Below are 23,512 nucleotides of genomic sequence, written 5' to 3'. Positions count from 1 at the left end.
GTTGGGGGATAACGATGCAGCCTCACTGCTCTGCGGCCCGCACGACGCCCGCTGGGAGGCCGCCCTGGCAGCCCAACCGGCCGAGTTCGCGCTGGTAGACACGCTGGCCGACGACCCCGCTGTGCTGATTTACACCAGCGGCACCACCGGCAACCCCAAAGGGGCGCTGATTCCGCACCGCGCGCTGATTGGCAACCTCAGCGGCTTTGTGGCCAGCCAGAACTGGTTCGGGTTTGACGGCGTCACCAATCGCAGCTCCCGGGCGGTGTTCTGGTCGCCCGCAGACTGGGCCTGGACGGGCGGGCTGATGGACGCTCTCTTGCCCACGCTCTACTTCGGGCGGCCCATCGTCGCCTTCAGGGGGCGCTTTAGCCCGCAAGTCGCGCTGGAGCTGATGCGCGATTGCGGCGTCACGCACACGTTTTTGTTTCCCACCGCGCTCAAGGCCATGATGAAGGCGTATCCGGGGGCCACAGGCCGCACCGTGCGCCGCCAGTTCGGGTTGAAGCTCGACGCCATCATGAGCGCGGGCGAGGCGGTGGGCGATGCGGTTTTTGGCTACTGCGTGCAGCAGCTTGGCGTCACGCCCAATGAGATGTTTGGCCAGACCGAGATGAACTACATCGTCGGCAACTCCAGCCGCCACTGGCCCGCCAAGCCCGGCAGCATGGGCATGGGCTACCCCGGCCATCGGGTCGCGGTGATTGACGAGGCGGGCCGGGAATGCCCGGCAGGCGTGCCCGGCGACGTGGCGCTGCACCGCTTTGATGTGCATGGCGACCCCGACCCCATCTTCTTTTTAGGCTACTGGAAGAACCCCGCCGCCACCGCCGCCAAATTCACCGGCGACTGGTGCCGTACCGGCGATCTGGCGGTGCGCGACGCCGAGGGCTACCTGTGGTACCAGGGCCGCAGCGACGATGTGTTCAAGTCTGCCGGCTACCGCATCGGGCCCGGCGAGATAGAGAACTGCCTGGTGAAACACCCCGCCGTCGTCAACGCCGCCGTGGTGCCCAAGCCCGACGCCGAGCGCGGCGCGCTGGTCAAGGCTTATGTGGTGATTGCTCCTGATTTTGTAGCTGCTTGCGCAGGCAGTGAAAGCGCTACAGCCGTATTTCATGCCCAACTCACCCTGGACCTGCAAGCCCACGTCAAGGGGCAGCTTGCGCCCTACGAGTACCCCAAAGAGATTGAATTCGTGGACGCCCTGCCCATGACCACCACCGGCAAAGTGCAGCGCAGGGTGTTGCGTTTGCAGGAGGAGGCGCGTTACGCTGCTGCCCGCGCTTGAGCAAAACCCCGCAACCGAACCTCACCCCGCCACCCCCTAAACTGAACGCCATGAACACCATCCAACTCGGTTGCAGCGACCTGCACGTCACCCCCATCTGCCTGGGCACCATGACCTTCGGTGAGCAGGTGGATGAGCCCACCTCCCACGCCATCCTGAGCCGCTCTCTGGAGCGGGGCGTGAACTTTATTGACACCGCGGAGATGTACTCGGTGCCGCCGCGTGCCGAGACCTTCAACCTCACCGAAAAAATCATCGGCAACTGGATCAAGGCCAACCCCGGCGCCCGCGAGAAGCTGGTGATTGCCACCAAGGTCGCCGGCCCCTCGCGCGCCATGCCCTGGGTGCGCAACGGCAGCAGCAACCTCACGGCTGAGGACATCATCGGCGCCTGCGAAGGCAGCCTGCAGCGCATGAACATTGAGGTCATCGACCTGTACCAGATCCACTGGCCGGTGCGCCAGGTGCCGATGTTCGGCGGCATGTACTACAACCCCGCCAACGAAAACACCGGCCTCAGCACCATCGAGGAGCAGCTTCGCGCCATGGACACCCTGGTGCGAGCCGGCAAGGTGCGCGCCATCGGCCTCTCCAATGAAACGCCGTATGGCGTGCACGAATTCGTGCGCCTGGCCGAGCAGCATGGTCTGCCGCGCATTGCGACCGTGCAAAACAACTATGGCCTGCTGGCCCGCACGGTAGAAAACGGGCTGGACGAAACCATGCACCGGCTCGGCGTCTCGCTGCTGCCCTACTCGCCGCTGGCCTTTGGCCTGCTCACCGGCAAGTACGACGACGAGGGCCTTCTGGGCGACAGCGTTCCCCAGGAGTGGCGCCTGCGTAAGTTCGAGTCGACCCGCAAGCAGCGCTGGGGCCGCCCCGACGCCCTCAAAGCCGCCCGCCGCTACAACGCCCTGGCACGCGAATACGGCCTTACCCCCACCCAGATGGCGCTGGCTTTTTGCTACACCAAGTGGCAGGTAGCCAGCACCATCATTGGTGTGCGCACGCTGGAGCAGCTCGACGAAAACCTCGACGCCTGGGGCACCGTGCTGCCCGAGGAGCTACTGCAAAAGATTGATGCAGTGCGCTGGGAGATTCGCGACCCCGCGGTGTAAGCCACGACACCTGCGGTTCAAGCCACGGCACCTTCGGTGTAAAGCGCAAGCCAGCGCGCTGAGCGCAGCGCCCCGCCAGAGCGCGCGAACGGGTTTCAAATAGATTTTTTATTTCTTTGATACATTGGTTTGGTTCGTTCAAATGGGCTGGAGGCGTTATGAAGTTGAGTATGAAGCTGCCGTTGGCATTTGCCATCTCCTTGTTTCTGCTGTTTTCGGGGGGCATGTTCGGCATCTGGCGCCTGAACGTATCTGTCAACCAGTACCAGAACGAGGTGCTGCACCAGGTGGCGGGACACAAAAAGGCCGCTGAGATCTCTGCTCATTTCGCAACCGCCATCCAGGAGTGGAAGAACGTGCTCCTGCGCGGCAAGGAACAGAAGGAACAAGACCGGTACTGGACCGCCCACCTCAAAGAAATGAACGAGGTGCAAGTCCTGATTGACGAGCTTGAAGCGCTCTTGGTCAACGACCCCGCCAACAAAGCCGTGCTGGGTAATTTGCGGACGCAAATGCGCGCTGCGCAAGACGGCTACAAGGCCGCTTTTGACGCCTACAAGGCTGCAGGCAACGAATTCAGTGTCGGCGACCAGGCCGCCAGGGGCAAAGACCGCGGCGCTGCGGCCCTTCTGATGGAGCTGCGGGAGTCTCTCTCCAAGGCCGAAGTCACTGCATCCCTGGATGCCGCGCAAGCCGCCAAATGGGCCACCAAGCTCGCCTTGGTGGTCATGCTGGTGGTGACTTCGCTGGCTGTGGCCGGCAGCTTCTGGCTCACCCGCCAGATCGTCCATCCCCTGCAGCGGGCGGTGGAGGTGGCCGACCGGGTGGCCCAGGGCGACCTGACCTCACGCATTGAAATCAACGGCCGCGACGAGATTGCCGCTCTGCTCACCTCGTTGCAGTCGATGCAACAGAACCTGGTTTCGCTGGTGGACTCGGTGCGCGAAGGCTCCAACTCTGTGGCCAACGCCAGCTCCGAAATCGCCCACGGCAACCACGACCTCTCCCAACGCACCGAGCAGCAGGCCAGCGCCCTGCAACAAACTGCCTCCAGCATGGAGCAGCTCAACGCTACCGTGCGCCAGAGCGCCGACAACGCCCGTCAGGCCAGCCAGTTGGCCACCAGCGCCTCCCTGATCGCCACCCGCGGCGGCGAGGTGGTTGGCGAAGTGGTGGAAACCATGAAGGGCATCAACGAATCCAGCCGCAAGATCTCAGACATCATTAGCGTGATCGACGGCATTGCCTTCCAGACCAACATCCTCGCCCTGAACGCCGCGGTCGAAGCCGCCCGCGCGGGCGACCAGGGCCGCGGCTTTGCGGTGGTGGCCTCGGAAGTGCGGGCGTTGGCCGGCCGCTCCGCCACAGCCGCCAAGGAAATCAAGACCCTGATTGGCGCCAGCGTCGAGCGTGTGGAATCCGGCTCCTCGCTCGTCGACCAGGCGGGTGCGACCATGGCCGAAGTGGTTGCCGCGATCAAGAAGGTCAACGACATGGTGGCCGAAATCAGCGCCGCCAGCATCGAGCAAAACGCCGGCGTCTCGCAGGTGGGTCAAGCGGTCAATCAAATCGACCAGGCCACCCAGCAAAACGCCGCGTTGGTGGAAGAAATGGCCGCCGCAGCCAGCGGCCTCAAATCGCGCGCGGAAGACCTGGTCGAAACCGTCAGCGTGTTCCGCCTGGCCCAGGGTGGTGCGTCCTCCGGAGCTCCGCGACTCTCTGCCTCAAAAAGCCGGGCACTCGCCGCAGGCTGAACGATAGCCGTGGCCTGGTTTGCCCGATGGCAACGCGCGGCGCTGGCAGTACTGGCGCTGTGCTTGCAGTGTTTGATCGCGCCGGGCTCGCTCGCATCGGAGGCACTTACGCCGGCTGGCGCCGGCAGCATCGTTGATGTCAGCACAACGTCCGGGCGCTTTCAAATCACACCCTACCTCGAATTTTTCGAGGACACCGGCAGCACACTCACCTTTGCTGACATTCAAAAGCCGGACATTGCGGCCCGCTTTCAGCCGGTTGGCGCGGTGGAGTCCCTGAACCTGGGCCGCACCCGCAGCACTTATTGGGTCCGTTGGAGCTGGCGCAACGCCTCCACGCAGCCGGTCGACCGGCTCATTGAAATGGAGCCGCACAAAGAAGTTGACTTCTATATTCAGGCGCCCGACGGCCGGTTCGACTCCTTGCTGTTAGGCACCAACAGACCCCACGCCAACCAGCCCTACGCCAACCGCAAACCCGTCGTTCACGCGCATCTAGAGCCCGGTCAGACCCAGGCGGTCTACATGCGCGTTCAATCGAATTACGTCGTCCTCAGTGTCAATCTCTGGCAGCCCGATGTCTTTAGCCAAGAGCAGAAACTCGACTACATCTTTCACGCGCTGTACTACGGCATGGTGCTGGGCCTGGCAGCCTACAACTTGCTTTTGTTTTTGGTGCTGCAACGGCGCGAGTACCTCATGTATGTCGGCTATGTGCTGTCGCTGACGCTGCTGTTAGCCGCACATAGTGGTTTGGCCCGGGAGTTTTTGTGGCCCCATGAACCGTGGCCGGACGGCTTTGTGCTGGAGTTAGCGATAATTTTAAGTATGTCCTTGGGGCTGCAGTTCGCACGACAAATGTTGCAGACCGCCACCTTGTTGCCCAATATGGACCGGGTGATGAAGGCCGCTGCCTGGGGGATGGTGCTCCTCATGGGGGTGTTGCCGTTCGACGCTTCCATCATCATCCGCAACAGCACACTGATCTCTGGCGTGGGAATGCTAGTCATCTTGAGCGCCAGCGCGTGGTTGGTCGTCTTGCGCGATCGCGTTGCCGGGTTCTTTTTGGTGGCGTTTGCCATGCCGATTGTCGGCACAGTGCTCTTGCTTTTGCAGAACGAGAAGCTTCTTTCTGGCGGCTTTATCGTCGAAAACGGCTTGCAAATCGGCTCCGGGATTGAAATGCTTTTGCTGGCCTTTGCGCTGGCTGATCGCTTCAACACCGCCCGCAAAGAGAAAGAACTTGCGCAGCGCGACGCCTTGCGCGCCGAACAGGCGGCCTCGCGCATTCAGCATGAGGCCCTTCAGGCAGAGCAGCGGCTGGTTTCCGAACTCAAGGCCTCACAGGTAGAACTGGCGCGTGCCCTTGAGACGGCCGAGCGCGCCTCGCAGGCCAAGAGCGAGTTTCTCTCGCTCATCAGCCACGAGTTACGTACCCCTTTGGCCGGCGTGCTGGGTATGCTTAATTTGAGCCTGCGCGACACCATGCCTTCGGGGCTGCGCGAGCGATTGCTCACCGCACAAAGCAGCGCCCAAATGCTGCACCAGATCGTGGACGACCTGCTGGATATCACCATGCTCGACACCGGGCGCTTGCAGACCCAGGTTACGCCCTATCCGCTGCGTCCCATGCTGGAAGTGTTAAGGCAGACATTTGGCGAACGCGCGCAGGCTAAGGGTTTGTCTTTGCATGTGGAGATTGCTCCCGGCGTGCCGGCCTGGCTCGCGGGTGACGCGAAGCGCATCCAGCAAATCGTCATGAATTTGCTGAGTAACGCCGTCAAATTCACCGAGCAGGGCGCCATTACCTTGCGGGTCGCCTGCCCCGGCTTGCCCGATGGGGCGGAGCCGGGTACCGGGTTTGCCATGCACATCGAGGTGCGTGACACCGGCCTGGGCATGGATGCAGCCACACAGGCCAAACTGTTCCAGAGCTTCGAGCAGGCCGACCGCTCCAGTACCCGCAAGTTCGAAGGACTGGGCCTGGGGCTGGCCATTTGCCAGCAGCTGGCTGGCGTGATGGGCGGTCATATCGCGGTCAGTAGCGCGCCGGGTGAGGGCAGTGTGTTCACCGTAGTGCTACCGCAAACCTTGGCCGCCGAACCTGCCGGTGTCGCACCGGCTGCGGCCGAGGCCGGCCCGGACGTGGGGCAGGGGGCGACTCAGGGGTTGCGGATTCTGGTGGCGGAAGACGTGCCGACCAACCAGATGATTGTGGAAGAAATGCTTCGGGATTTGGGCCACCAGGTGATGCTGGCCGACGATGGTGAGCAATGCCTGAAGGCGCTCATGGCCGCCCCTTTCGATCTGATTTTGATGGATGGCCGTATGCCGGTGATGGATGGTTTGAGCGCCACCCGCCACATCCGGGCCGGAAACTATGCGGGCCAAACCATCGGGGATAAGACCATCCCCATCATCGCGCTGACTGCCAACGTGTCGGAGAAAGACCGCGCCAACTTCCTGCAAGCCGGCGCCAACGACTTTTTGGGCAAGCCGATTGACGAAGAGGCACTACGCATCACAGTGAACGCTGTGTTTGCCCAGGCCATGTCGGAGGGCCGGGCGCCTTGCGGGACGACACACCCTGAGGCGGAGGTGGCCTCCCCTGCTGCCGAGGCTGACTCTGAACTTGATGTCTTGGCTGATTTGGCGGGCTTAGATGCTTTGGCAGGATTGGATGCCTTGGACGCGTTGCTGGAGGGCACCCCAGCCGTAGCGCCGCCGCAAGTGACCAGCATGCCCGCGCCCCCATCCAGCGCTGACAGGGAAGCCAAAGCCGAGACCTTGCGCAACAAAATGCTCGCCGTTTTCAAGGCGCAGGTTCCGCTGCGCATCAGCGAGATCGAAGCTGCCATCGCCGACGACGACTGGAACACCGCCGCCATCGTGGTGCACGGCATCAAGGGCAGCGTGGCCTACATATGGCCGGATAGCGAGGTTTACCACCTGTCGGGCGAGATGGAGGTGCTGGCCGACGCGCGCAATGCGGCCGCGTTTGCCCCTAAGTTGGAGCGGTTGCGGCAGTTGCTTTTGGCGCTCACGCCTTAATTGCGCTCGTGGTTTGACCCCGCGCAACCTGTACAGTGCGGGCTCAAAGCGTCTTTGGAGAACCTGTCGTGAATTCTTTGCTTTCCCTCGTGCTGGTGGCTGTGGCGGCCTATCTGGTGGGTTCCTTGTCGTTTGCGGTGATTGTGAGCCGCGTGATGGGCCTGAACGACCCGCGCACCTATGGCAGCAAGAACCCCGGCGCCACCAACGTCCTGCGCTCGGGTTCCAAAGCCGCGGCGGTGGCGACCTTGCTGCTGGATGCGGTGAAGGGCTGGCTGCCGGTGGCTGCGGTGCAATGGTGGGGCCAGCCTTATGGCCTGGGCGAGGGGGCCATGGCAGTGGCCGGGCTGGCTGCTTTTCTCGGGCACTTGTTCCCGGTGTATTTCCGGTTTGCCGGTGGCAAAGGCGTGGCCACTGCGCTGGGCGTTCTGGTGGCAACCAGCGGCTGGCTGGCATTGGCCACCGGCCTCACCTGGCTGATCGTGGCTTATGCGTTCCGTTATTCGTCATTGGCGGCACTGGTAGCGGCCTTGTTTGCGCCGGCCTATTACGCGTTTGGCGACGGCGTGGCCTGGGTGGCAGATGGCAGCCTGCTGCTGTCGACGTCCATCATGTGCCTCTTGCTGATCTGGCGGCACGCGCCCAATATCTCCCGGCTGGTCAAAGGGACCGAAACCAAGCTGGGCGTTAAAAAAGACCCTGCCGCTTAGGGCGGCGCCTGTAGTCGCCGAGCGGCTTCGCCGCCCTGGCGCAGCAGCTCGACATGGTTAATCGGCGTGCGCACCGCAGACGCCGGCAGGGCAGATCGAATACGCGGGGCGCAGTGGCTGGTGGCGTGCATGCGCGGCGGGCGGTGCCACTCGCCGTTGGACTTGCCGATGATGCCGACCAGCGGCTGGTTAATGCTGGCGGTGCGCCGCACCACCAAAGCCAGTTCGTCGTTATCCAGCCGCACATAGGTGCCCGGCGGGCACAGCCCCACCGCCCGCACCAGCGCTTGCGCCATGTCGCTGCTGCCGCCCGTGCTACCGAGCAGTGCGCGTGCCGACTCCATGCTGCTGCGCCCCCCGCGGGAAGCGCGCGGACTGATCATGGCGGCGTAGCGGTCAACCAGCTGCAGGATGCCGGTGAGGCGCCGGATGCTGCCTTCGCTGGCGGTTGAGGGGTTTGAGGATTCTTCGTGGTGGCCGGTGACGATGTCCAGCCAGTCATCGTCCGATACGCCCAGATTGGTGAGCATCATGGAGCCTTGCAGCGGGTGGGCGCGAATGGCGGCCTGCTGGGCCGGGTCGGGACGGCTGGTCTGCTGGGCCAGTTGGTCCTGCAGGGCAGTCATGGCCACGTTCATCGTGAAGGCGGCGCGCACCAGGCTGTTGCGCTGCTTTGCGGGCAGGTCCAATTGTTGCGCCACCAGATGGCAAAGCACCGCGCACACCAGCGCGTGCGATGCGCTGTAGCCCACATGCGAAGTGCCGGCCAGCTGGAAGAGCAGGTACAGCCCCACATCGGCATCGCGCTGCATCAGGTCCTGCATCCAGCGGTCGTACTGCACCACGCGGCGGACAAATTGCTGTGCGCTGGCAGGCTTGCTGAGGATGATGCTCAGGCCGGATTCGAGGTCCGACCACTGGCCGAGCACGTCTTGGTAGTCGTTTTCGTCCTGCACGGCCTTCGGAGCGCTTAGCGCCGCTGGAGTCGGATCCGGCGGGCAGAGGGGCGCATTAGTCGCGGAAGTTGTTGAAGTCGAGCGGGATGTCGGTGATTTCTTTGCGCAGCAGGGCCATGGTGGCCTGCAGGTCGTCGCGCTTGGCGCCGGTGATGCGCACTTTGTCTTCCTGAATCGCGGCCTGCACCTTGATCTTGCTGTCTTTCACCAAACGCTGGATTTTCTTGGCCAGTTCGGACTCGATGCCGTTGCGCACCTTGATGACTTGCTTGACCTTGTCACCGCCGATTTTCTGCACATCGCCATAGTCCAGAAAGCGCACGTCCAGGCTTTGCTTGGTGAGCTTGTTGCGCAGGACATCGGCAATCTGGTCGAGCTGAAAGTCGGCGTCCCCGATGAGGGTGATGTCTTTGTCCTTGATCTCAATGCTGGCGGCAGTACCCTTAAAGTCAAAGCGGGTGCCGATTTCTTTGGCGGTGTTTTCTACGCCGTTTTTGACCTTGACCAGGTCGGCTTCGCATACGGTATCAAATGAGGGCATGGGCTTCGCTCTAAAAAGTGGCAGTGAGACAATGCAATGATGTTAGTCGAGAAAAACATTCCGCTGCAGGCCTTTAACACCTTCCGCATCGTGGCCAAGGCCCATGCCATGGTCCGCATCACCCGCGAGCAGGACGTGCTGGACGTGCTGGCAGACCCCGAGTGGGCCGACAGCCCGAAGTTTGTGCTGGGCGGCGGCAGCAATATCGTGCTCACCGGTGATGTGAAGCCCCTTGTCCTCAAGGTCGAGGTGCGCGGCCTGCAGGTGGTGGGCGAGACATCGAAGGCCATTATTGTGGAGGCCGGCGCCGGCGAAGGCTGGCACGATCTGGTGGCCTGGACACTGGACCAGAACCTGCCCGGCTTGGAAAACATGGCCCTCATCCCCGGCACGGTGGGGGCCTCTCCGGTGCAAAACGTGGGCGCTTATGGTGTGGAGTTGCAAGACCGCTTTGAGTCGCTCGACGCCATCGACCTGCACACCGGCCAGGTGTTCAGCCTGAACTCGGCCCAGTGCGCTTTCGGCTACCGTGACTCGGTCTTCAAACACGCCAGCAGTGCAACGCCGGATCTGCACCAGCCCCTGGGCCTGAAAGACCGCGCGTTGATTTTGCGGGTGCGTTTTGCGCTGCCCAAGGTGTGGAAGCCGGTGCTGGGCTACGCTGACATTGAGCGCAAGATGGAGCAGTACGGCGTGACCGCGCCCACGCCCCGCCAGATTTTTGACTGGGTCTGTGAGGTGCGCCGCGCCAAGCTGCCCGACCCGGCAGAAATCGGCAATGCGGGCAGTTTCTTCAAGAACCCCACCGTGACCCCTGAACAGTGCGAAGACATCATCGCCCGCGACCCCAAGGTGGTGCATTACCGGCTGGACAATGGCTCGGTCAAGCTGGCTGCCGGCTGGCTGATTGACTCTTGCGCCTGGAAGGGCAAGTCGGTGGGGCAGGCCGGCGTGTACGAAAAGCAGGCGCTGGTGCTGGTGAACCGCGGTGCCGGTGTGGATGGCAATGGCGCCACTGGCGGCGAGGTGATGACCTTGGCCAAGGCGATACAAACCAGCGTGTACGAACGCTTCGGCATCCTGCTGGAGCCGGAACCCGTGGTGATTTAAGCTCCCACAAGAAGCCCCAGCGTTGTGCCGGGGTTAGGCAGCAGCTAACCTGTGACTATGAAAAATATCTTTGTTCTTGGCGGCACCGGCTTTGTGGGCCGGCATGTGCTGCAAAAACTGGTCCGGCAGGGCTACAACGTGACCGTGGCAACGCGGCGCGCCATCAACGCCCGCGAGGTGCAGACCCTGCCCACGGTCACCGTGGCAGAGCTCGATGTACACAACCCCGCGCAGCTGCAGCTGGCCTTAGCAGGGCACGACGCGGTGGTGAACCTGGTGGCCATCCTGCATGGCAGCGATGCCGCGTTTCAAAAAGTGCATGTGGATCTGCCCGTCAGCCTGGCGCGCTGCGCTGCCGCCGCGGGCGTGGGCCGGGTGGTACACATCAGCGCGCTGGGCGCGGACCCGGGCGCGCCAGAGTCTGCGCCTTCGCGCTATTTGCGGTCGAAGTCGCGCGGCGAGCTGGCTTTGCGGCACTCCGCGCTTTCGGTGTCGGTGCTTCGCCCCAGCGTCATTTTTGGCGCGGAGGACAAGTTCTTGAACATGTTCGCAAGCCTGCAGCAGGTGTTTCCGTTTATGCCGCTGGCGGGGGCTGCAGCGCGCTTTCAGCCGGTGTGGGTGGAAGACGTGGCGGCTGCGGTGGTGTGCCTGCTGCAAAGGCGCGCCTCAGCGGGGTCGAGCGAAGTGTGGGAAGCCTGCGGTCCCAAGGTCTATACCCTGGGTGAGCTGGTTCATGGTGCCGGGGTCTGGGCCGGTATTGCTGAAGGGCGCGGGCGGCCGGTCATCCCTCTGCCGCAATGGGCGGGGCGCTTGCAGGCGGCCCTCATGGAGCTGGCCCCTGGCGAGCCGCTCATGAGCCGCGACAACCTGGATTCCATGAAGACGGACAACATCGCAAGCGGCACAGAAGCCGGCCTTGCGGACCTCGGCATTCACCCCGCCGCCTTGGAGCCTATCGCGATGGACTACTTGCAGCGCAGCCGGCCGGGCTACGGGCTACCGGGCTTGCGACGCCGGGTCTGACGTTCTGAGTTTCAGGCGCCGAATTGAAGCGGCGAATTTAAGCGCCGTATTCAGGCGCCAGCTGGCGCAAAGGCGTCTGGCAAGCAGGCTTGCATGGCAGCCTGCAATTCCCCCATCTGCACCGGCTTGGTGATAAAGCCGTTTACTCCTGCTGCCTGCGCTTGCTCGCGCGCATCCGTCACCACGTCTGCCGTTAAGGCAATCACAGGCACGCGGCCCATGGGTCCCGCCATGGCGCGCAGGGTGCGGGTGGCGGTGAGTCCATCCATTACCGGCATGTGGATGTCCATCAGCACCAGATCGAAAACCTCGCGCTCAGCCGCTTCGACAGCGAGCTGGCCGTTTTCGCAAAACGTAGCCACGCAGCCCATTTTGGCGAGCAGGATGGCAACAAATTTGCGGTTGACTGGGTGGTCCTCCGCCACCAGTACGCGCAGGGCAGGTCGCTCCGGGGTGGGGTTCGAGGGAGCGTGCGTGGCGGCATGGGGGCCAGTAGCGGGCTGCGGAATATGGGGTGTCAGCGGTGCCGCCTCCGCCGGGGGTACGGGCGCCTCGCAGGTGCTGAGTGGCAGGTACAGGGTGAATGTCGAGCCCTGTTGCGGCACGCTGGTCACCACAATCGAGCCGCCCATCATGCCCGCCATGGTCTGCGAAATCTCAAGCCCCAGCCCGGTGCCTCCGGTCTTTCGAGCCAGTCCGCCATCGACCTGGTAAAAGCGTTGAAACAAGCGGGACAGCGCTTGCGCATCCATACCAATGCCGGTGTCTTGCAAGGCAAAGCTCATGCACGGTGCGCCATCGCGGGTGTCCTGCGTGTTCACGGTGAAGGTGATCCCGCCTTGCTCGGTGAACTTGATGGCGTTATTCACCAGGTTAAACAGTATTTGCTTGAGGCGGGTTCCATCGGCCATGACCCACGGCGCATCCCCCTGCAGCACCAGGGCAAAGCCCAGCTGCCGCTCTGCGGCAAGCGGCTGCATCAGCGCATGTACCTCGTTCAGCAAGGCCCCCAGGTTCACGGGGGCGGGTTTGAGCGTCATCTTTCCGGACTCCAGGGCCGAGACGTCCAAGATGTCGTTCAGCAAAGTCAGCAGGTGCTGTGCCGAGCCCTTGGCGGTGATGAGGTAGTCCGACTGCTCGGGGCTGAGAGGTGTCGACTCCAGAAGGCTCATCATGCCGAGCATGCCGTTGAAGGGCGTACGCAGTTCGTGGCTCATGTTCGCCAAAAACTGGCTCTTGCCGCGGTTGGCTGATTCGGCGCGGAATTGCGCCTCGCGCAACTCGTGGGTCAGGTCCTCGAGGGCACGGCGCTCTTGCTCCATGCGGCGCTGGCGCAGGGCAAGGGCCATGGCAGCCAGCAGCAGGAAAATCAGCTGGCCAAGTGTCAGCCAAATGATCTGCTGGTTTTGCTCCACCAGAGCCTGTTCCTGACTTTCGACCAGCGCAGAGATCTCAGAAGTCGCCGACATGCTCAGGGCCTGCATGTCCCGACCGAGCCGGTTCAACTCGGCCAGCAGTTCGCGCAGCGCCTGCCTGTCGGGCCTCTCGGCGCCCAGAGCGGCATCGGCTTGCGCCACCAGCGGGTCCATGCGGGGCATGACATTGCGGTATTCAGGCCGGTGCGCAATCAGATCGGTGGTGGGGTTGTCGCGCAGCAGGTTGAGACGGCTGAGAAAAACGTCATAGCGCAGCTGGATGGCGGCGGTGTCTGGCGCACCGTTGCGTATGACTTCTGTCTCCACCGTCTGACGCAGGCGCAAAAACTCGCGCTCAAACTGGAACACCAGCGACGCGATGGAGTCCACCCGCAGCTCGTTTGCTTTTTGGATGGCACGCTGCTGCATCACCTGCAGCGCTAACAGGACCGCCATCGCCAAAGCCAGCACGCCCGTGCCGACCGCCAGCCACAACAGGTAGCGCTTGTTTTTGTTGACGCCAGCCAATAGAACTCCTTGGGGGATGCGAGAGGGTGTTGATTACGCCCGCAGGTTGCTCAACGACAGGCTTCTTTCCATTCCTGGTGTCATTCAGCCGGGCTTTACTGCAGCTGCCGGGTGATTATGGGTCAGGCTACGCCGCCGCGCCCCACCGCCTCACTGCGGTTAGGCCATCTCTCTGCGGAACACATCTTCCTGTTCGCGTCGGAACGCCACCGCCTGCTTGCTTGCGTCGCAGTCCACATCGTCCCAAGTGACCACAGCCCCCTGCGCAATATCGCGCTTGAGCACCATGTTGTGCGCAAGTCCAATGGGCAGTGCCTTGATGCGCAGGGAATCAGCGGTTTGCATCAATTTGCCGTACACCGTGAAGCCACCTTCCCCGTCCAGCTTTTCGCCTTTCTTGAGCGCACGCTTGGCCGTGGCGCCCACATCACCGAGCCATTCGCCTGTCGCACCGGTCGCCTCCTGGCGTACAGCAATACTCGCCACCGAAATACCCAGTTCCAGCCCAATCAGGTGATACGGCTTGTACACGGCGGCATATCTGCCGGTTGCATCGGTCTTCAATCCGTACTGCTGAAAGCAGTCCATCACATATTTGCTGGGCGCTTCAAACACGGCATACACGCCCCAACGAAGATCGCGAAACACGGGGCGCCCATCGCGCTCTATGGATGACACCACCTCGACCGTTCCCTTTTGCGACAAGATGCCGCCGTCAGAATGGGGACGCAAGATATGCGGCAAATCGTCCACCCCGCACGGCGGGAAATACAAGCCTTCTTTGGGTGGCATGAGCTCGCAACCATTCGCCACTGCCGCCATTTCGAGCGCAGACTTGGTGCCGTCCAAAAAGCTGTTGAACATTTGTGCATTGAAGTCGCCGCCGGCCACTTGCTCGGCACTAAAGCCGTAGTGGCCCCACACCGTGTCGGGGGTGCTTTGGTGATAGACCGGCAAATATTTGGTGCCCTTGCCGGCGCACACCACCTCCATGCCGATGGTCCGTGCCCAGTCCACCATCTCTGCAATGAGCGCAGGTTGGTCGCCCGAAGCCATCGAATAAATGATGCCGGCCTCTTTGGCACGACGTGCGAGCAGCGGCCCGGCCAACACATCCGCTTCCACATTCACCATGATGATGTGCTTGCGGTATTCGCAGCACAACAGTGCGTGGGCAATGCCAGCTGCCGGGCTGCCGGTGGCATCAATCACGATGTCAATAAATTCACTGGCAATCACAGCGGCCGCATCGTCCGTAACAAACGTGCTGCCGTCTCTGGCGGCTTGGGCAAGCGATGTTGCAGACAGCCGATGGGCGTCCCAGTCCACGCGGGCCAGAGAACCGCGCGCGCGGTCGGGGGACAGATCAGCCACCGCCACAACATGGATGCCCGGCGTGCGCGGCGCCTGCGACAAGTACATCGAACCGAACTTGCCCACACCAATCACCGCTACGCGTACTGGGCGGCTTTCGGCGGCGCGAGCCTTGAGTTTTTGAAACAACGACATGGGGTCTCTCTCTTGTGTTTTTGACAACGCCTCAGTGCATCAGGCCTTCAAAAGCTCGGGCACGATGTCGGTGTTCGCCATATTGACTATCAGTGTCTCTCTCGCCAGGTCGGTGTGTTTTTCCGACAGCATTGCCGCCAGGTCTGCATGGCCGTCGTGAATGGCCTGAACAATTGCGGCGTGTTCATCCCAGATGCCGGTGCGGCCGAGTTGGTATTGATGCACAGCCCCCATCACCCGGCGCAGGTGGATCCAATGCAACATGGCGGATTCCACAATGAAAGGGTTGCCCGAAGCCTCGTATATGGCTTTGTGAAATGCGGTGTCCGCGTCGATCAGCGCGTTGACATCATCACCTTCGGCGGCTTTACGGCCGGCTTCAATCAAGGACAGCGGGATCTTGGCTTTCCTGGTGGAGGCCAGGCGGGCGGCCAAGGCATCTAAGGAGCCCCGAACCTGGTAGAGGTGGCCAAAGCGGGTGGGGTCAAGTTGGGCGACGACCAAACCACGCCCTGGCGCCTCTTCGAGCAGCCCATCTTTTTTCAGAAGCCGCAGCGCCTGAAGGACAGGGGAGCGGGACACATTGAGCTTTTCTGCCAAATCTTCCTGGGTGATCCGCTCACCAGGCGCCAGGGTCCCTGCGCTGATGGCATCTAGCAAAGATTTGTAGACCTCATCCACATAGTCAGTGCGGCTCGGGATCTTGGCCAAACTCATGGGTAACTCCACTGCGTCAGAGCGCTGTGCCTCACGTACAAATACGCCAAGGCGCTCAGGCGAACATGTCCGGCTGGGTGGCAACCAAGTGCTCGTAAATCGGTTGGAAATGCAACCAACCGATGTACTCAGAGCCCACGTGTTCACGGCTGTAGCGGGCGCGCTCCGGTGCGACCAACACGGGTTTATGGCCGGAGGCCTCCACCAGCATTTGCTGGCGGCAGCAACGCTCCAGGGCGATGAACCAGAACGCAGCAGCCTCGATGCTGTGGCGGCTGGCCGTTAAGAGACCGTGATTCTGGTGAATCGCAGCCTTCACACCCTTGAACCAATCGCACACCGCCAAGCCCGCCTTCTCTTCGACGGCCACCTGGCCCGCCTCATCTTTGATCACGATGTGGTCTTCAAAGAAGGCGGCGGCATCTTGCGAAATCGGCTCCAGTGGGCGACCCAATGCCGCAAACGCCGTGCCGTAGACGGTGTGGGCGTGGCACATGGAAATGATGTCAGGGTGTGCCTCATGCACAGCGGCATGCAGCACAAATCCAGCCCGGTTGATGGCGTGGCGCCCTTCAACCACCTGGCCCTTGTGGTCCGCGAGGATCAGGTTTGACACTTTTACCTGTGCGAAGTGCACACACATGGGATTGGTCCAATACAGCTCCGGATGCTCGGGGTCGCGAATGGTCAAGTGCCCCGCAAATCCGTAATCAAAACCTTCGAGCGCAAAAGCCCTGCATGCCGCGACGAGCCGCTGTTTGCGGTGCTGGCGCTCTGCCGCGAAGTTGTCGAACGAAGGCATTTCGGGATAGATCAGCCCGCTTTGCGTTGGTTCATAGATGGACTTCTTCTGCGCATTCAACTGAGGTGTTTTTACTTTATCCAGCATAGGGTTCTCCTGATAAAAATTACAGATTCAATGACAAGCTTTTTCCTTTGGCTCGCGAGACACACACTGTGAGGCAATGCGTCCGCTCTTCGTCGTTCAGTATGTAGTCACGGTGATCCACTTCTCCGTCGACATAACCGACCTTGCACGCCCCGCACAAGCCTGACAGGCAAGACGTTGAAACCCGTCTTCCTGTCAACTCAATCGCACGCACGATGGTCTGATCAGGCCCGACTTGGATGGTGACGCCGCTTTTGACCAGGTGCACTTCAAAAGCGCCGTCCGGCATGTCCGGGGGTGCCACCTCTGGTGCTTTGAAGTGTTCGCAGTGCACCGCATCTTTGGGCCAGTGGCTGGTTGCCTCCGAGCAGGCAGACATGAAACCTGCCGGACCGCAGTAATACACGTGCGTGCCAGGCTGGTGGTCTTGCAGCAGGGCTTGGATGTTCAAGCCCTTGCCGGGGTCGCCCTCATCAAAGTGAAAGTGCAGCCGGCCCGCCGGAGCGATGGTTTTCAGCTCTTTCACGAATGCCGCATGGTTGGGGCTGCGCGCGCAGTAATGAAGCTCAAAAGAGGCACCGGATGCGGACAGCGTGTGCGCCATGGCCTTCAGGGGGGTGATGCCGATGCCGCCCGCCAGCAGCACCGAGTGGTGGGCCTGGTTGGACAATGCAAACGCATTTCGCACCGGCCCGACTTCTATCAGATCACCCACGCGCACCTGATCGTGCATTGCTATGGAGCCGCCCTTGCTCTTGGCTTCACGCAACACACCCAACAACCAGTGCGTCGAGTCCTTCGGGTCACCGGCCAGCGAGTAAGAGCGAACCAGGCCGCCGGACAGATGCACATCCACATGGGCACCGGCCTCCACCTCGGGAAGCGGGGCGCCGCTCGGGTCGGTCAACTCGTAAGAGCACACGCCCTGCGCCTGCCAACGAATGGCCTGCACCCGCAGCTGTGGGTTCGTCAACGCATTGCTCATGCGTTTCGCTTGGCCAGCACGTCTTGTTGCAACGCTTCCATCTTGGTGCGAACAAAATCTGCGCGCGCCTCGCCTTGGAGCTTGTCCGCTTCGGTGATGATGGCCACCACCTGTTTGGCCAGATGGCGGCGCAGGGTAACTTCTTCCTCGGTGGTTCGACCCACAGGCAGTTCGAAGACGTTGCCTGAGCAATAGCTATTGGGCTGGCCTGCGGAGTCACGCAGCCATTGCGCAAATTGCTCCGGGCCGGCGTTGGGGTTTGAACCACGCACGGCGTCACGCAGCAACTTGCGGAACATGTAGAGCCCGGCATCAAATTTGGTGGGGTTCTCCAAGGCGTGCACAGCAATCGGACGTTGGCTGATGATGGCCTCGTAGTCGCCCGGTGCGTATTGGCAATCTTTGTAGTTGGCACGTGCGCGGTGGTCGGTCGGGATAGGCGGCATGTCTTTGAGCTCGTACTTGCCAAAGCGCTCGGGCCGGCGCATCGCCACCTGGCCTTCCAGGAAGTCAATCGCTTCGTAGCCCACCATGCCCTTGTCGCCCACCCCGCGAGTATCAATACCGGGACCCATGACGCGCCAGCCCATCATCTTGCTGTTGTGGTCATCGACCGGCACGGTCCAGCGGATCATGTGGAAGCGGCTGAAGAGCTTCTTCTTTTTGCCATCTTCCGAGGTGTAGGCATGCAAGCTGAAGTTGGGCAGCACCTGGTGCTGCACACGGATAAACATGTGGCCATCATCTGCCCGGCGTGCGCCCGCGGCAGCCAAGCCCCGGCCTTGATGCACCGGCATAAAGTGCATATCGGGCGGCACCTCCATAGAGGCTGCGCCAACTTCGTCGAAGGTTGTGCCCTGGTAGTGTTCGCCTGTGACTTGGCGCTTGGCATGCAGGGCCATGGTGTGGTAGTTGTCGGCCGAGTTGTCTTGCACCTGCAGCCAGTTGCAATGTTGAAAGTTGCTGTAAGGCACCAACTCATCAGTCTCTGCCACGGTGAAGTTGGACTCCCACTCGGGGAATGGCGGCTCCTGGTCGGGCGGCCCCATGTAGGCGAACACCAGGCCATGGCGCTCAAACGCCTTGTAGGCGCCTTGCCGGATGGAGCAACGGTAGCGCTCGCCCTCTTCCTCTTCGCCTTGAGGGAACGGCACTCTCAGGCAGGTGCCATCGATGTCAAAGACCATGCCGTGGTAGCAGCAGGAGATGCCGTTGTGCTCAATTTTTCCGTACTCCAGCGACGCACCACGGTGCACGCAGTGCGCATGCAGCAAACCAATCCGCCCGGCTCCATCGCGAAACGCCACCAATTCTTCACCCAGGATTTTGAGAAAGCGGGGGGTGTCGGTGAGCTCCATCGACATGCACACGGGATGCCAGAAGCGCCGCATGTATTCGCCCAGCGGCGTGCCGGCTCCGCATTCTGTGAGTTCCGGATCGTGGCCGGGAACCCGGTTGGCGTAGTAACCGCCGAAGGGAACGAGCTTCTTCTCGGATGCTTCTTCAATATGGGATGTTTTGTCGCGCGTGTTCATGAGCTTGCCTTTCAACCAAAAACAGCGCCCCCGATGTGTGAACACTGTAGTCTGTATACAGAGATTAAGCGGAAGCGGACAGCGCCTGCCTAGGGGTTTACCCCAGAGATCAAAAAACCCGCCTGTCCAACGTGCGCCAGGGGCTGGCACCTAGCTTCCCCCCCGCTACAGCAGCAGTCAAGCTGCGGGATGATTTTGGCATCGTCACCGAGCTAACCGGGCAGTAGAAAAACCGAAGCTACAGTTACGTTGCGTACATTGCGTAGCTGGCTGAAAAAAGAGAAATTCCAAGAATTTGTGGTTTCATAGTTCGATGCATTGTTGTCAGCGCCGCGCCATCGCGGTTGCCTCGATCCAATTACCAGTTTCATAAATGACATTGATAGCAACAAGAGATTGCCTATGATCAACTGAGGCTTAGAAACGACAGACAGCCAGTGCTTCCCAGAAGGCTCGTTAACGCAGGCTCGTTCGCAACTGTCTGGAATTTGCGGCGCAGTTCATCCAGCGTGCTCGCTTGGTATTTGAAGGTCTTCTGCTGGAAAATCTGCCCGTTCATGGTCAGGCGGGTTTCCTTCTGCCCGGCATGGAACGCTTGGTGATTGGCCAGCATCCAGGGCAAAAAGCGTGTTGCCATTTCCTGTTTGAGGATGGGCGTGAGCGTAGCCTGCAGTGTCTTTAATGACTCAAAGGGACCTTCGGCCTTGGGCGTCAGCATGCGATGGATGTATCTGGTCAGGTTCGGTGCTTTTTGTTCGATGTAAGCCTTTGCGGTCGGGTCGGTCCAGGCTTCGTACAAATTGCACCAGAGCCCAAAATCTCCGAACGACGGCCGTCCACCCAGCAGATAAGACCGAGCCTGGAAATGCAAGTCAAGCATTGCAACGAGATCTTCGAACGATTGCTTGAGCTGCGGTATGTTCGTCGCATTGCCGCCCGAATAGGAAAGCCGGGGCACCATGCGCTTGACCATCAGATGCGCGACGATGGGTCCCGCAATCGCCGCATACCATTTGCCCTCCAGCCGATCCCGCGCCAGGCGTGCGCCCGTCGCCTTTGCGTCGGCCTCATAAAACCAGCGCTGGAAGAACATCAGTTTGTTGCACCACTCATCGCCAAATTCTTCAAAAAGACACGACAGGAACCACAACGTCTTGTCTTCCGGATGGATTGAAATGCCGCCCTTCTCCTGTTCAAGCCGTTCGATGATCAGAGTGGAGTCCTGCATCGTTTCCCCATTTGGGAAGAAAAGCAAAGGGATCAGCTGAACCTTCGCGTATTTTTGAAAGAGTGGCTCGTTCGCTAGGCTGCGCGTGATCCACTCAAAAGGCAAACCCTTGTACTTCAGGTACGACTTGACCTTCATCGTGTAAGGGGATGCCTCCAAGCCAAGCAGCTGGAAGGGAGATGTAACAAGTGCCATCAATATATCCTTAGGTCTCGGACGCAATTGGTCAGCGCTGCACAATCTTTAGCGCATCCTTGGCGAACTCGTCCGCAGCTTTCTTATCCTCAGTATTGGGCAGCACGAATGGCACCTCAATACCGCGGCGGCAAGCTGGGCGCTCCTTGATGGCATCTCTCCAGCGTGCCAAGTGTGGCAAACCTTCAACATTGATACCGGACCAACGGTAGGTGCGTACCCAGCACCAGTTGGCGATGTCGGCAATGGAAAAATCACCCGCCAGCCACTCGTTGTCAGCCAGATGCCCGTCGAGCACCTCGAACAGCCGCCGACTTTCATTCTGGTAGCGATCAATGGCGGGTTGGATTTTCTCAGGCATGTAACGGAAAAACACATTGGCCTGCCCCATCATGGGCCCAACGCCCCCCATCTGGAACATTAGCCACTGGATTACCCGAGAGCGACCCTTCGCATCCGTCGGTAGCAGCTTACCGGCTTTCTCGGCCAGGTAAATCATGATCGCGCCGGATTCGAAGACCGCGAAATTGTCGGCATTGCGGTCCACGATGGCAGGAATTCGGCCATTAGGATTAATCTTCAGGTAATCCGGCTTCTTCTGCTCATCTTTGGCGATGTTTACGAAATGCGTTTCATAGGGAATCGCCAGTTCTTCAAGGGTGACTGAGGCTTTCCATCCGTTGGGGGTCGGCGCTGTATAAAGATCGATCATTTGCCTCACTCCTTTTTGATAACTGCTTTATCCCGCAATTGCTGCGAGACGACCCGTGATGATGGCTCGCGCATCAGCAACGATGCGAGAAACAACCTCCTTGCAGGTGGGCACGTCGTTGACAAAAGCGCCGGACATTCCTGCAGTCACCATGCCTGCATCGATATTGCCGGTGCTCCAAGCCTCTTCCTGCTTTTCGCCGGAGACAAAGGCGTGCACATCCTTAAATTCGCCGCCAGCAGCTTCGATCTCAGCCACCTTCATAGCAACTGAGTTCTTGTAAACGCGCGCGGTGTTGCGGAACTTGCGAAAGATGATCTGGGTCTGGTTCTCATCCATCTCCACAATTTTTTGCTTGATGCCATCGTGGACTGGAGCCTCTTGCGTAGCCAGAAACCGGGTTCCCATGTTCACCCCCTCGCAACCGAGCGCAAGCGCTGCGGCTAGGCCCCGCCCATCAGCGATACCGCCCGAAGCAACCACCGGAATACTTAAAGCCTGCGCTGTAGCTGGGAACAGCACCAAACCGCCCACATCCTGCTCGCCGGGGTGACCGGCGCATTCGAACCCGTCAATGCTGACCACGTCTACGCCGACCCGCTCAGCGGCCAGTGCATGGCGCACGGTCACAGCCTTATGGATTACTTTGATTCCAGCGGCTTTGAAAAACGGCATAAATGGCTCAGGGCTGCGACCGGCAGTCTCCACAATTTTGACGCCGCTCTTGATAATGACCTCAACAATGGCGTTGTAGTCCACTTGGGTCGTAACAACACCGACCGTGATATTTACGCCGAAGGGCTTGTCGGTGAGCGCTTGGCATTTTTCGATTTCGGCCTTCAGGCGTTCCGGCGTGGGCTGTGTCAACGCCGTCAAGATGCCAAGTGCACCGGCATTGGACACGGCCGCAGCCAGTTCGGCCGTACCGACGCGCATCATGCCTCCACAAATGATAGGCACCTCAATGCCCAAGAGTTCAGTCAGTCTGGTTTTCATGCGTTTTCTCAGTTAAATGTTGAGGCGCCAAGCGTAAAGAACATTCTCAGAACCATTGAAGCAGCTGAATTCAAGCGGCGCCGATGGGGCCGATCAGCGTGTCAGCAAGCTTGCGGCGCTGGTACACACCGTCGCCGTACAGGGCCTGGTTGTGCATGTTGCGCTTGAAGTAAATGTGCAAGGCATGTTCCCACGTAAACCCTATGCCGCCATGCAGCTGAATAGCCCGATTGGAAATGAACGCTGCCGCGTCCGAGGCCGCACTCTTGGCCATCCGCGCCGCGGTGATAGCGCCAGGCGACTTCACATCCAACTCGGCCGCGGCGTGGTAGAACAACGAGCGGGCACGGTCGATATCAACCATGGCGTCCACCAGCGGGTGCTTCACTGCTTGAAAGAAACCGATCGGCCGGTCGAATTGAACACGCTCCTTGGCGTAGTCGACCGTAGTCTGCAAGAGCCATTCGGCCGCACCGCAGAGGTCGGCGGCCACCAGCGTCAGAAATGCGGGCCAAACTGCCTCCAGTACCCCGGCGGCATCGCGAGAGACGATGGCATCAACACCGACCCTTACCTCGTTGAAGTGCACGGTCGCTTGATCGCGGGTCAGATCGTGGATGTGGTCCTGCTCCAGCGTCAATCCCGGCGCATCCACCTGTACCGCGCACAGCACCACCTTGTCGTCGAGCCGGGCGCTCGCGACCAAAAACTGCACCTTGAATGCGTCTTGCACAAAGTGGGCGCTGCCTGAGAGAAGCAGATCCTGCCCGTCCTGACGGGCAGTCAGCGGCGCGTCGGCGGGCTCCCAGCTTCCATCGGCATTGGTCAAGGCAAGACTCGCCGTAGCGCTCTCGCCAGCTATCAAGGCCATCATCCGCTTTGCTACGTCGCCTCCGGCATGCCGCAACAAGAGACTCGCCGACAACGTGGGAATCAGCGGTGAGGGCAGCGCTGCGCGCCCAAGCTCTTCGGCAATACCCGCGATACCAACCATGGAAATGTCAGCCCCACCGGCCTCTTCGTTAACGGCGAGACCTGACCAGCCCAGAGCGACGATATCGGACCACAGCTCAGCGTCCCATGGCGCCCGTCCTCCATGGTCGTAGACCGGTTCGGGGGCTTTGGCCACCAGGCGGCTAAGTGTGTAAGTGGAGAGTTTTTCGGACAGGAACTTGCGCACCGCGTCGCGCATCATGGCTTCGTCTTCGCCGAAGCCAAAGTCTTTCGGGGCACTTTTTTGCTCGAGCAT

At 60.9% G+C, this 23,512-nt stretch carries 19 protein-coding genes; 7 read left to right on the top strand and 12 right to left on the bottom strand.

Going from position 1 to position 23,512, the window contains the following annotated elements:
- From Q0O05_RS02000 to plsY, 5 genes are all read left to right on the top strand, one after another.
- The coding region (locus tag Q0O05_RS02000) for an AMP-binding protein (RefSeq protein WP_293660189.1) at positions 1-1,291 on the top strand (1,291 nt) is incomplete at its 5' end.
- A 50-nt stretch (positions 1,292-1,341) separates the two neighbouring features.
- Positions 1,342-2,409: an aldo/keto reductase gene (locus Q0O05_RS01995; protein WP_293660188.1), complete on the top strand. Its 1,068-nt coding sequence runs from the start codon at positions 1,342-1,344 to the stop codon at positions 2,407-2,409.
- A 158-nt stretch (positions 2,410-2,567) separates the two neighbouring features.
- Positions 2,568-4,163, top strand: a complete 1,596-nt coding sequence (locus Q0O05_RS01990) for a methyl-accepting chemotaxis protein (RefSeq protein ID WP_293660186.1) — start codon at positions 2,568-2,570, stop codon at positions 4,161-4,163.
- Positions 4,164-4,172: 9 nt separating this feature from the next.
- Complete coding sequence (locus Q0O05_RS01985; protein ID WP_293660185.1) at positions 4,173-7,214, top strand: hybrid sensor histidine kinase/response regulator; 3,042 nt, start codon at positions 4,173-4,175, stop codon at positions 7,212-7,214.
- A gap of 68 nt (positions 7,215-7,282) precedes the next feature.
- On the top strand, positions 7,283-7,924 hold the full coding sequence (plsY, locus tag Q0O05_RS01980) for a glycerol-3-phosphate 1-O-acyltransferase PlsY (RefSeq protein ID WP_293660183.1): 642 nt from the start codon (positions 7,283-7,285) through the stop codon (positions 7,922-7,924).
- On the opposite strand, the gene Q0O05_RS01975 is transcribed toward plsY, so the two are convergent.
- On the bottom strand, positions 7,921-8,880 hold the full coding sequence (locus Q0O05_RS01975; protein ID WP_293660182.1) for an HD domain-containing phosphohydrolase: 960 nt from the start codon (positions 8,878-8,880) through the stop codon (positions 7,921-7,923). The two genes, plsY and Q0O05_RS01975, sit on opposite strands and share 4 nt — an antisense overlap.
- A 55-nt stretch (positions 8,881-8,935) precedes the next feature.
- Positions 8,936-9,421, bottom strand: a complete 486-nt coding sequence (locus Q0O05_RS01970; RefSeq protein ID WP_293660181.1) for a YajQ family cyclic di-GMP-binding protein — start codon at positions 9,419-9,421, stop codon at positions 8,936-8,938.
- A gap of 39 nt (positions 9,422-9,460) precedes the next feature.
- Between Q0O05_RS01970 and murB the strand changes: the two genes are divergently transcribed.
- Entirely contained in the window at positions 9,461-10,531 is a 1,071-nt protein-coding gene (gene murB / locus Q0O05_RS01965) for a UDP-N-acetylmuramate dehydrogenase (protein ID WP_293660180.1), read from the top strand.
- A 57-nt stretch (positions 10,532-10,588) separates the two neighbouring features.
- Positions 10,589-11,554 carry a complex I NDUFA9 subunit family protein gene (locus Q0O05_RS01960; RefSeq protein WP_293660179.1) on the top strand — a complete coding sequence of 322 codons (966 nt, stop codon included), beginning with the start codon at positions 10,589-10,591 and terminating at the stop codon, positions 11,552-11,554.
- A 50-nt stretch (positions 11,555-11,604) separates the two neighbouring features.
- Here the strand turns inward: Q0O05_RS01960 and Q0O05_RS01955 are convergent, their stop codons facing one another.
- The 10 genes from Q0O05_RS01955 to Q0O05_RS01910 all read right to left on the bottom strand — a co-directional run bounded on the left by Q0O05_RS01955 (position 11,605) and on the right by Q0O05_RS01910 (position 23,512).
- Positions 11,605-13,497, bottom strand: a complete 1,893-nt coding sequence (locus Q0O05_RS01955; protein ID WP_293660178.1) for an ATP-binding protein — start codon at positions 13,495-13,497, stop codon at positions 11,605-11,607.
- 159 nt (positions 13,498-13,656) lie between these two features.
- Positions 13,657-15,006 (bottom strand): SAF domain-containing protein, encoded by a 1,350-nt coding sequence (locus Q0O05_RS01950; protein ID WP_293660177.1) that lies wholly within the window; start codon positions 15,004-15,006, stop codon positions 13,657-13,659.
- A gap of 39 nt (positions 15,007-15,045) precedes the next feature.
- Positions 15,046-15,723: a GntR family transcriptional regulator gene (locus Q0O05_RS01945; protein ID WP_293660176.1), complete on the bottom strand. Its 678-nt coding sequence runs from the start codon at positions 15,721-15,723 to the stop codon at positions 15,046-15,048.
- Positions 15,724-15,778: 55 nt separating this feature from the next.
- Complete coding sequence (locus Q0O05_RS01940; protein ID WP_293660175.1) at positions 15,779-16,612, bottom strand: class II aldolase/adducin family protein; 834 nt, start codon at positions 16,610-16,612, stop codon at positions 15,779-15,781.
- A 19-nt stretch (positions 16,613-16,631) separates the two neighbouring features.
- Positions 16,632-17,597 (bottom strand): PDR/VanB family oxidoreductase, encoded by a 966-nt coding sequence (locus Q0O05_RS01935; protein WP_293660173.1) that lies wholly within the window; start codon positions 17,595-17,597, stop codon positions 16,632-16,634.
- Positions 17,594-19,132, bottom strand: coding sequence for a Rieske 2Fe-2S domain-containing protein (locus Q0O05_RS01930; RefSeq protein ID WP_293660171.1), 1,539 nt, complete (start codon positions 19,130-19,132; stop codon positions 17,594-17,596). Before Q0O05_RS01930 ends, Q0O05_RS01935 begins: the two co-directional genes overlap by 4 nt.
- Before the next feature lie 406 nt (positions 19,133-19,538).
- Positions 19,539-20,555: a glutathione S-transferase family protein gene (locus Q0O05_RS01925; RefSeq protein WP_293660170.1), complete on the bottom strand. Its 1,017-nt coding sequence runs from the start codon at positions 20,553-20,555 to the stop codon at positions 19,539-19,541.
- A 31-nt stretch (positions 20,556-20,586) separates the two neighbouring features.
- Positions 20,587-21,267, bottom strand: a complete 681-nt coding sequence (locus Q0O05_RS01920; protein WP_293660169.1) for a glutathione binding-like protein — start codon at positions 21,265-21,267, stop codon at positions 20,587-20,589.
- A 27-nt stretch (positions 21,268-21,294) separates the two neighbouring features.
- Positions 21,295-22,263: a nitronate monooxygenase gene (locus Q0O05_RS01915; protein WP_293660168.1), complete on the bottom strand. Its 969-nt coding sequence runs from the start codon at positions 22,261-22,263 to the stop codon at positions 21,295-21,297.
- Positions 22,264-22,333: 70 nt separating this feature from the next.
- Positions 22,334-23,512 (bottom strand): acyl-CoA dehydrogenase family protein, encoded by a 1,179-nt coding sequence (locus tag Q0O05_RS01910; RefSeq protein WP_293660166.1) that lies wholly within the window; start codon positions 23,510-23,512, stop codon positions 22,334-22,336.

This window comes from Rhodoferax sp. OV413, from assembly GCF_945881795.1.
Taxonomy (GTDB): Bacteria; Pseudomonadota; Gammaproteobacteria; order Burkholderiales; family Burkholderiaceae_C; genus Allorhodoferax.
Note: the sequence above shows the minus strand (reverse complement) of the source record. Positions and strands in the feature narration are given on the sequence as shown.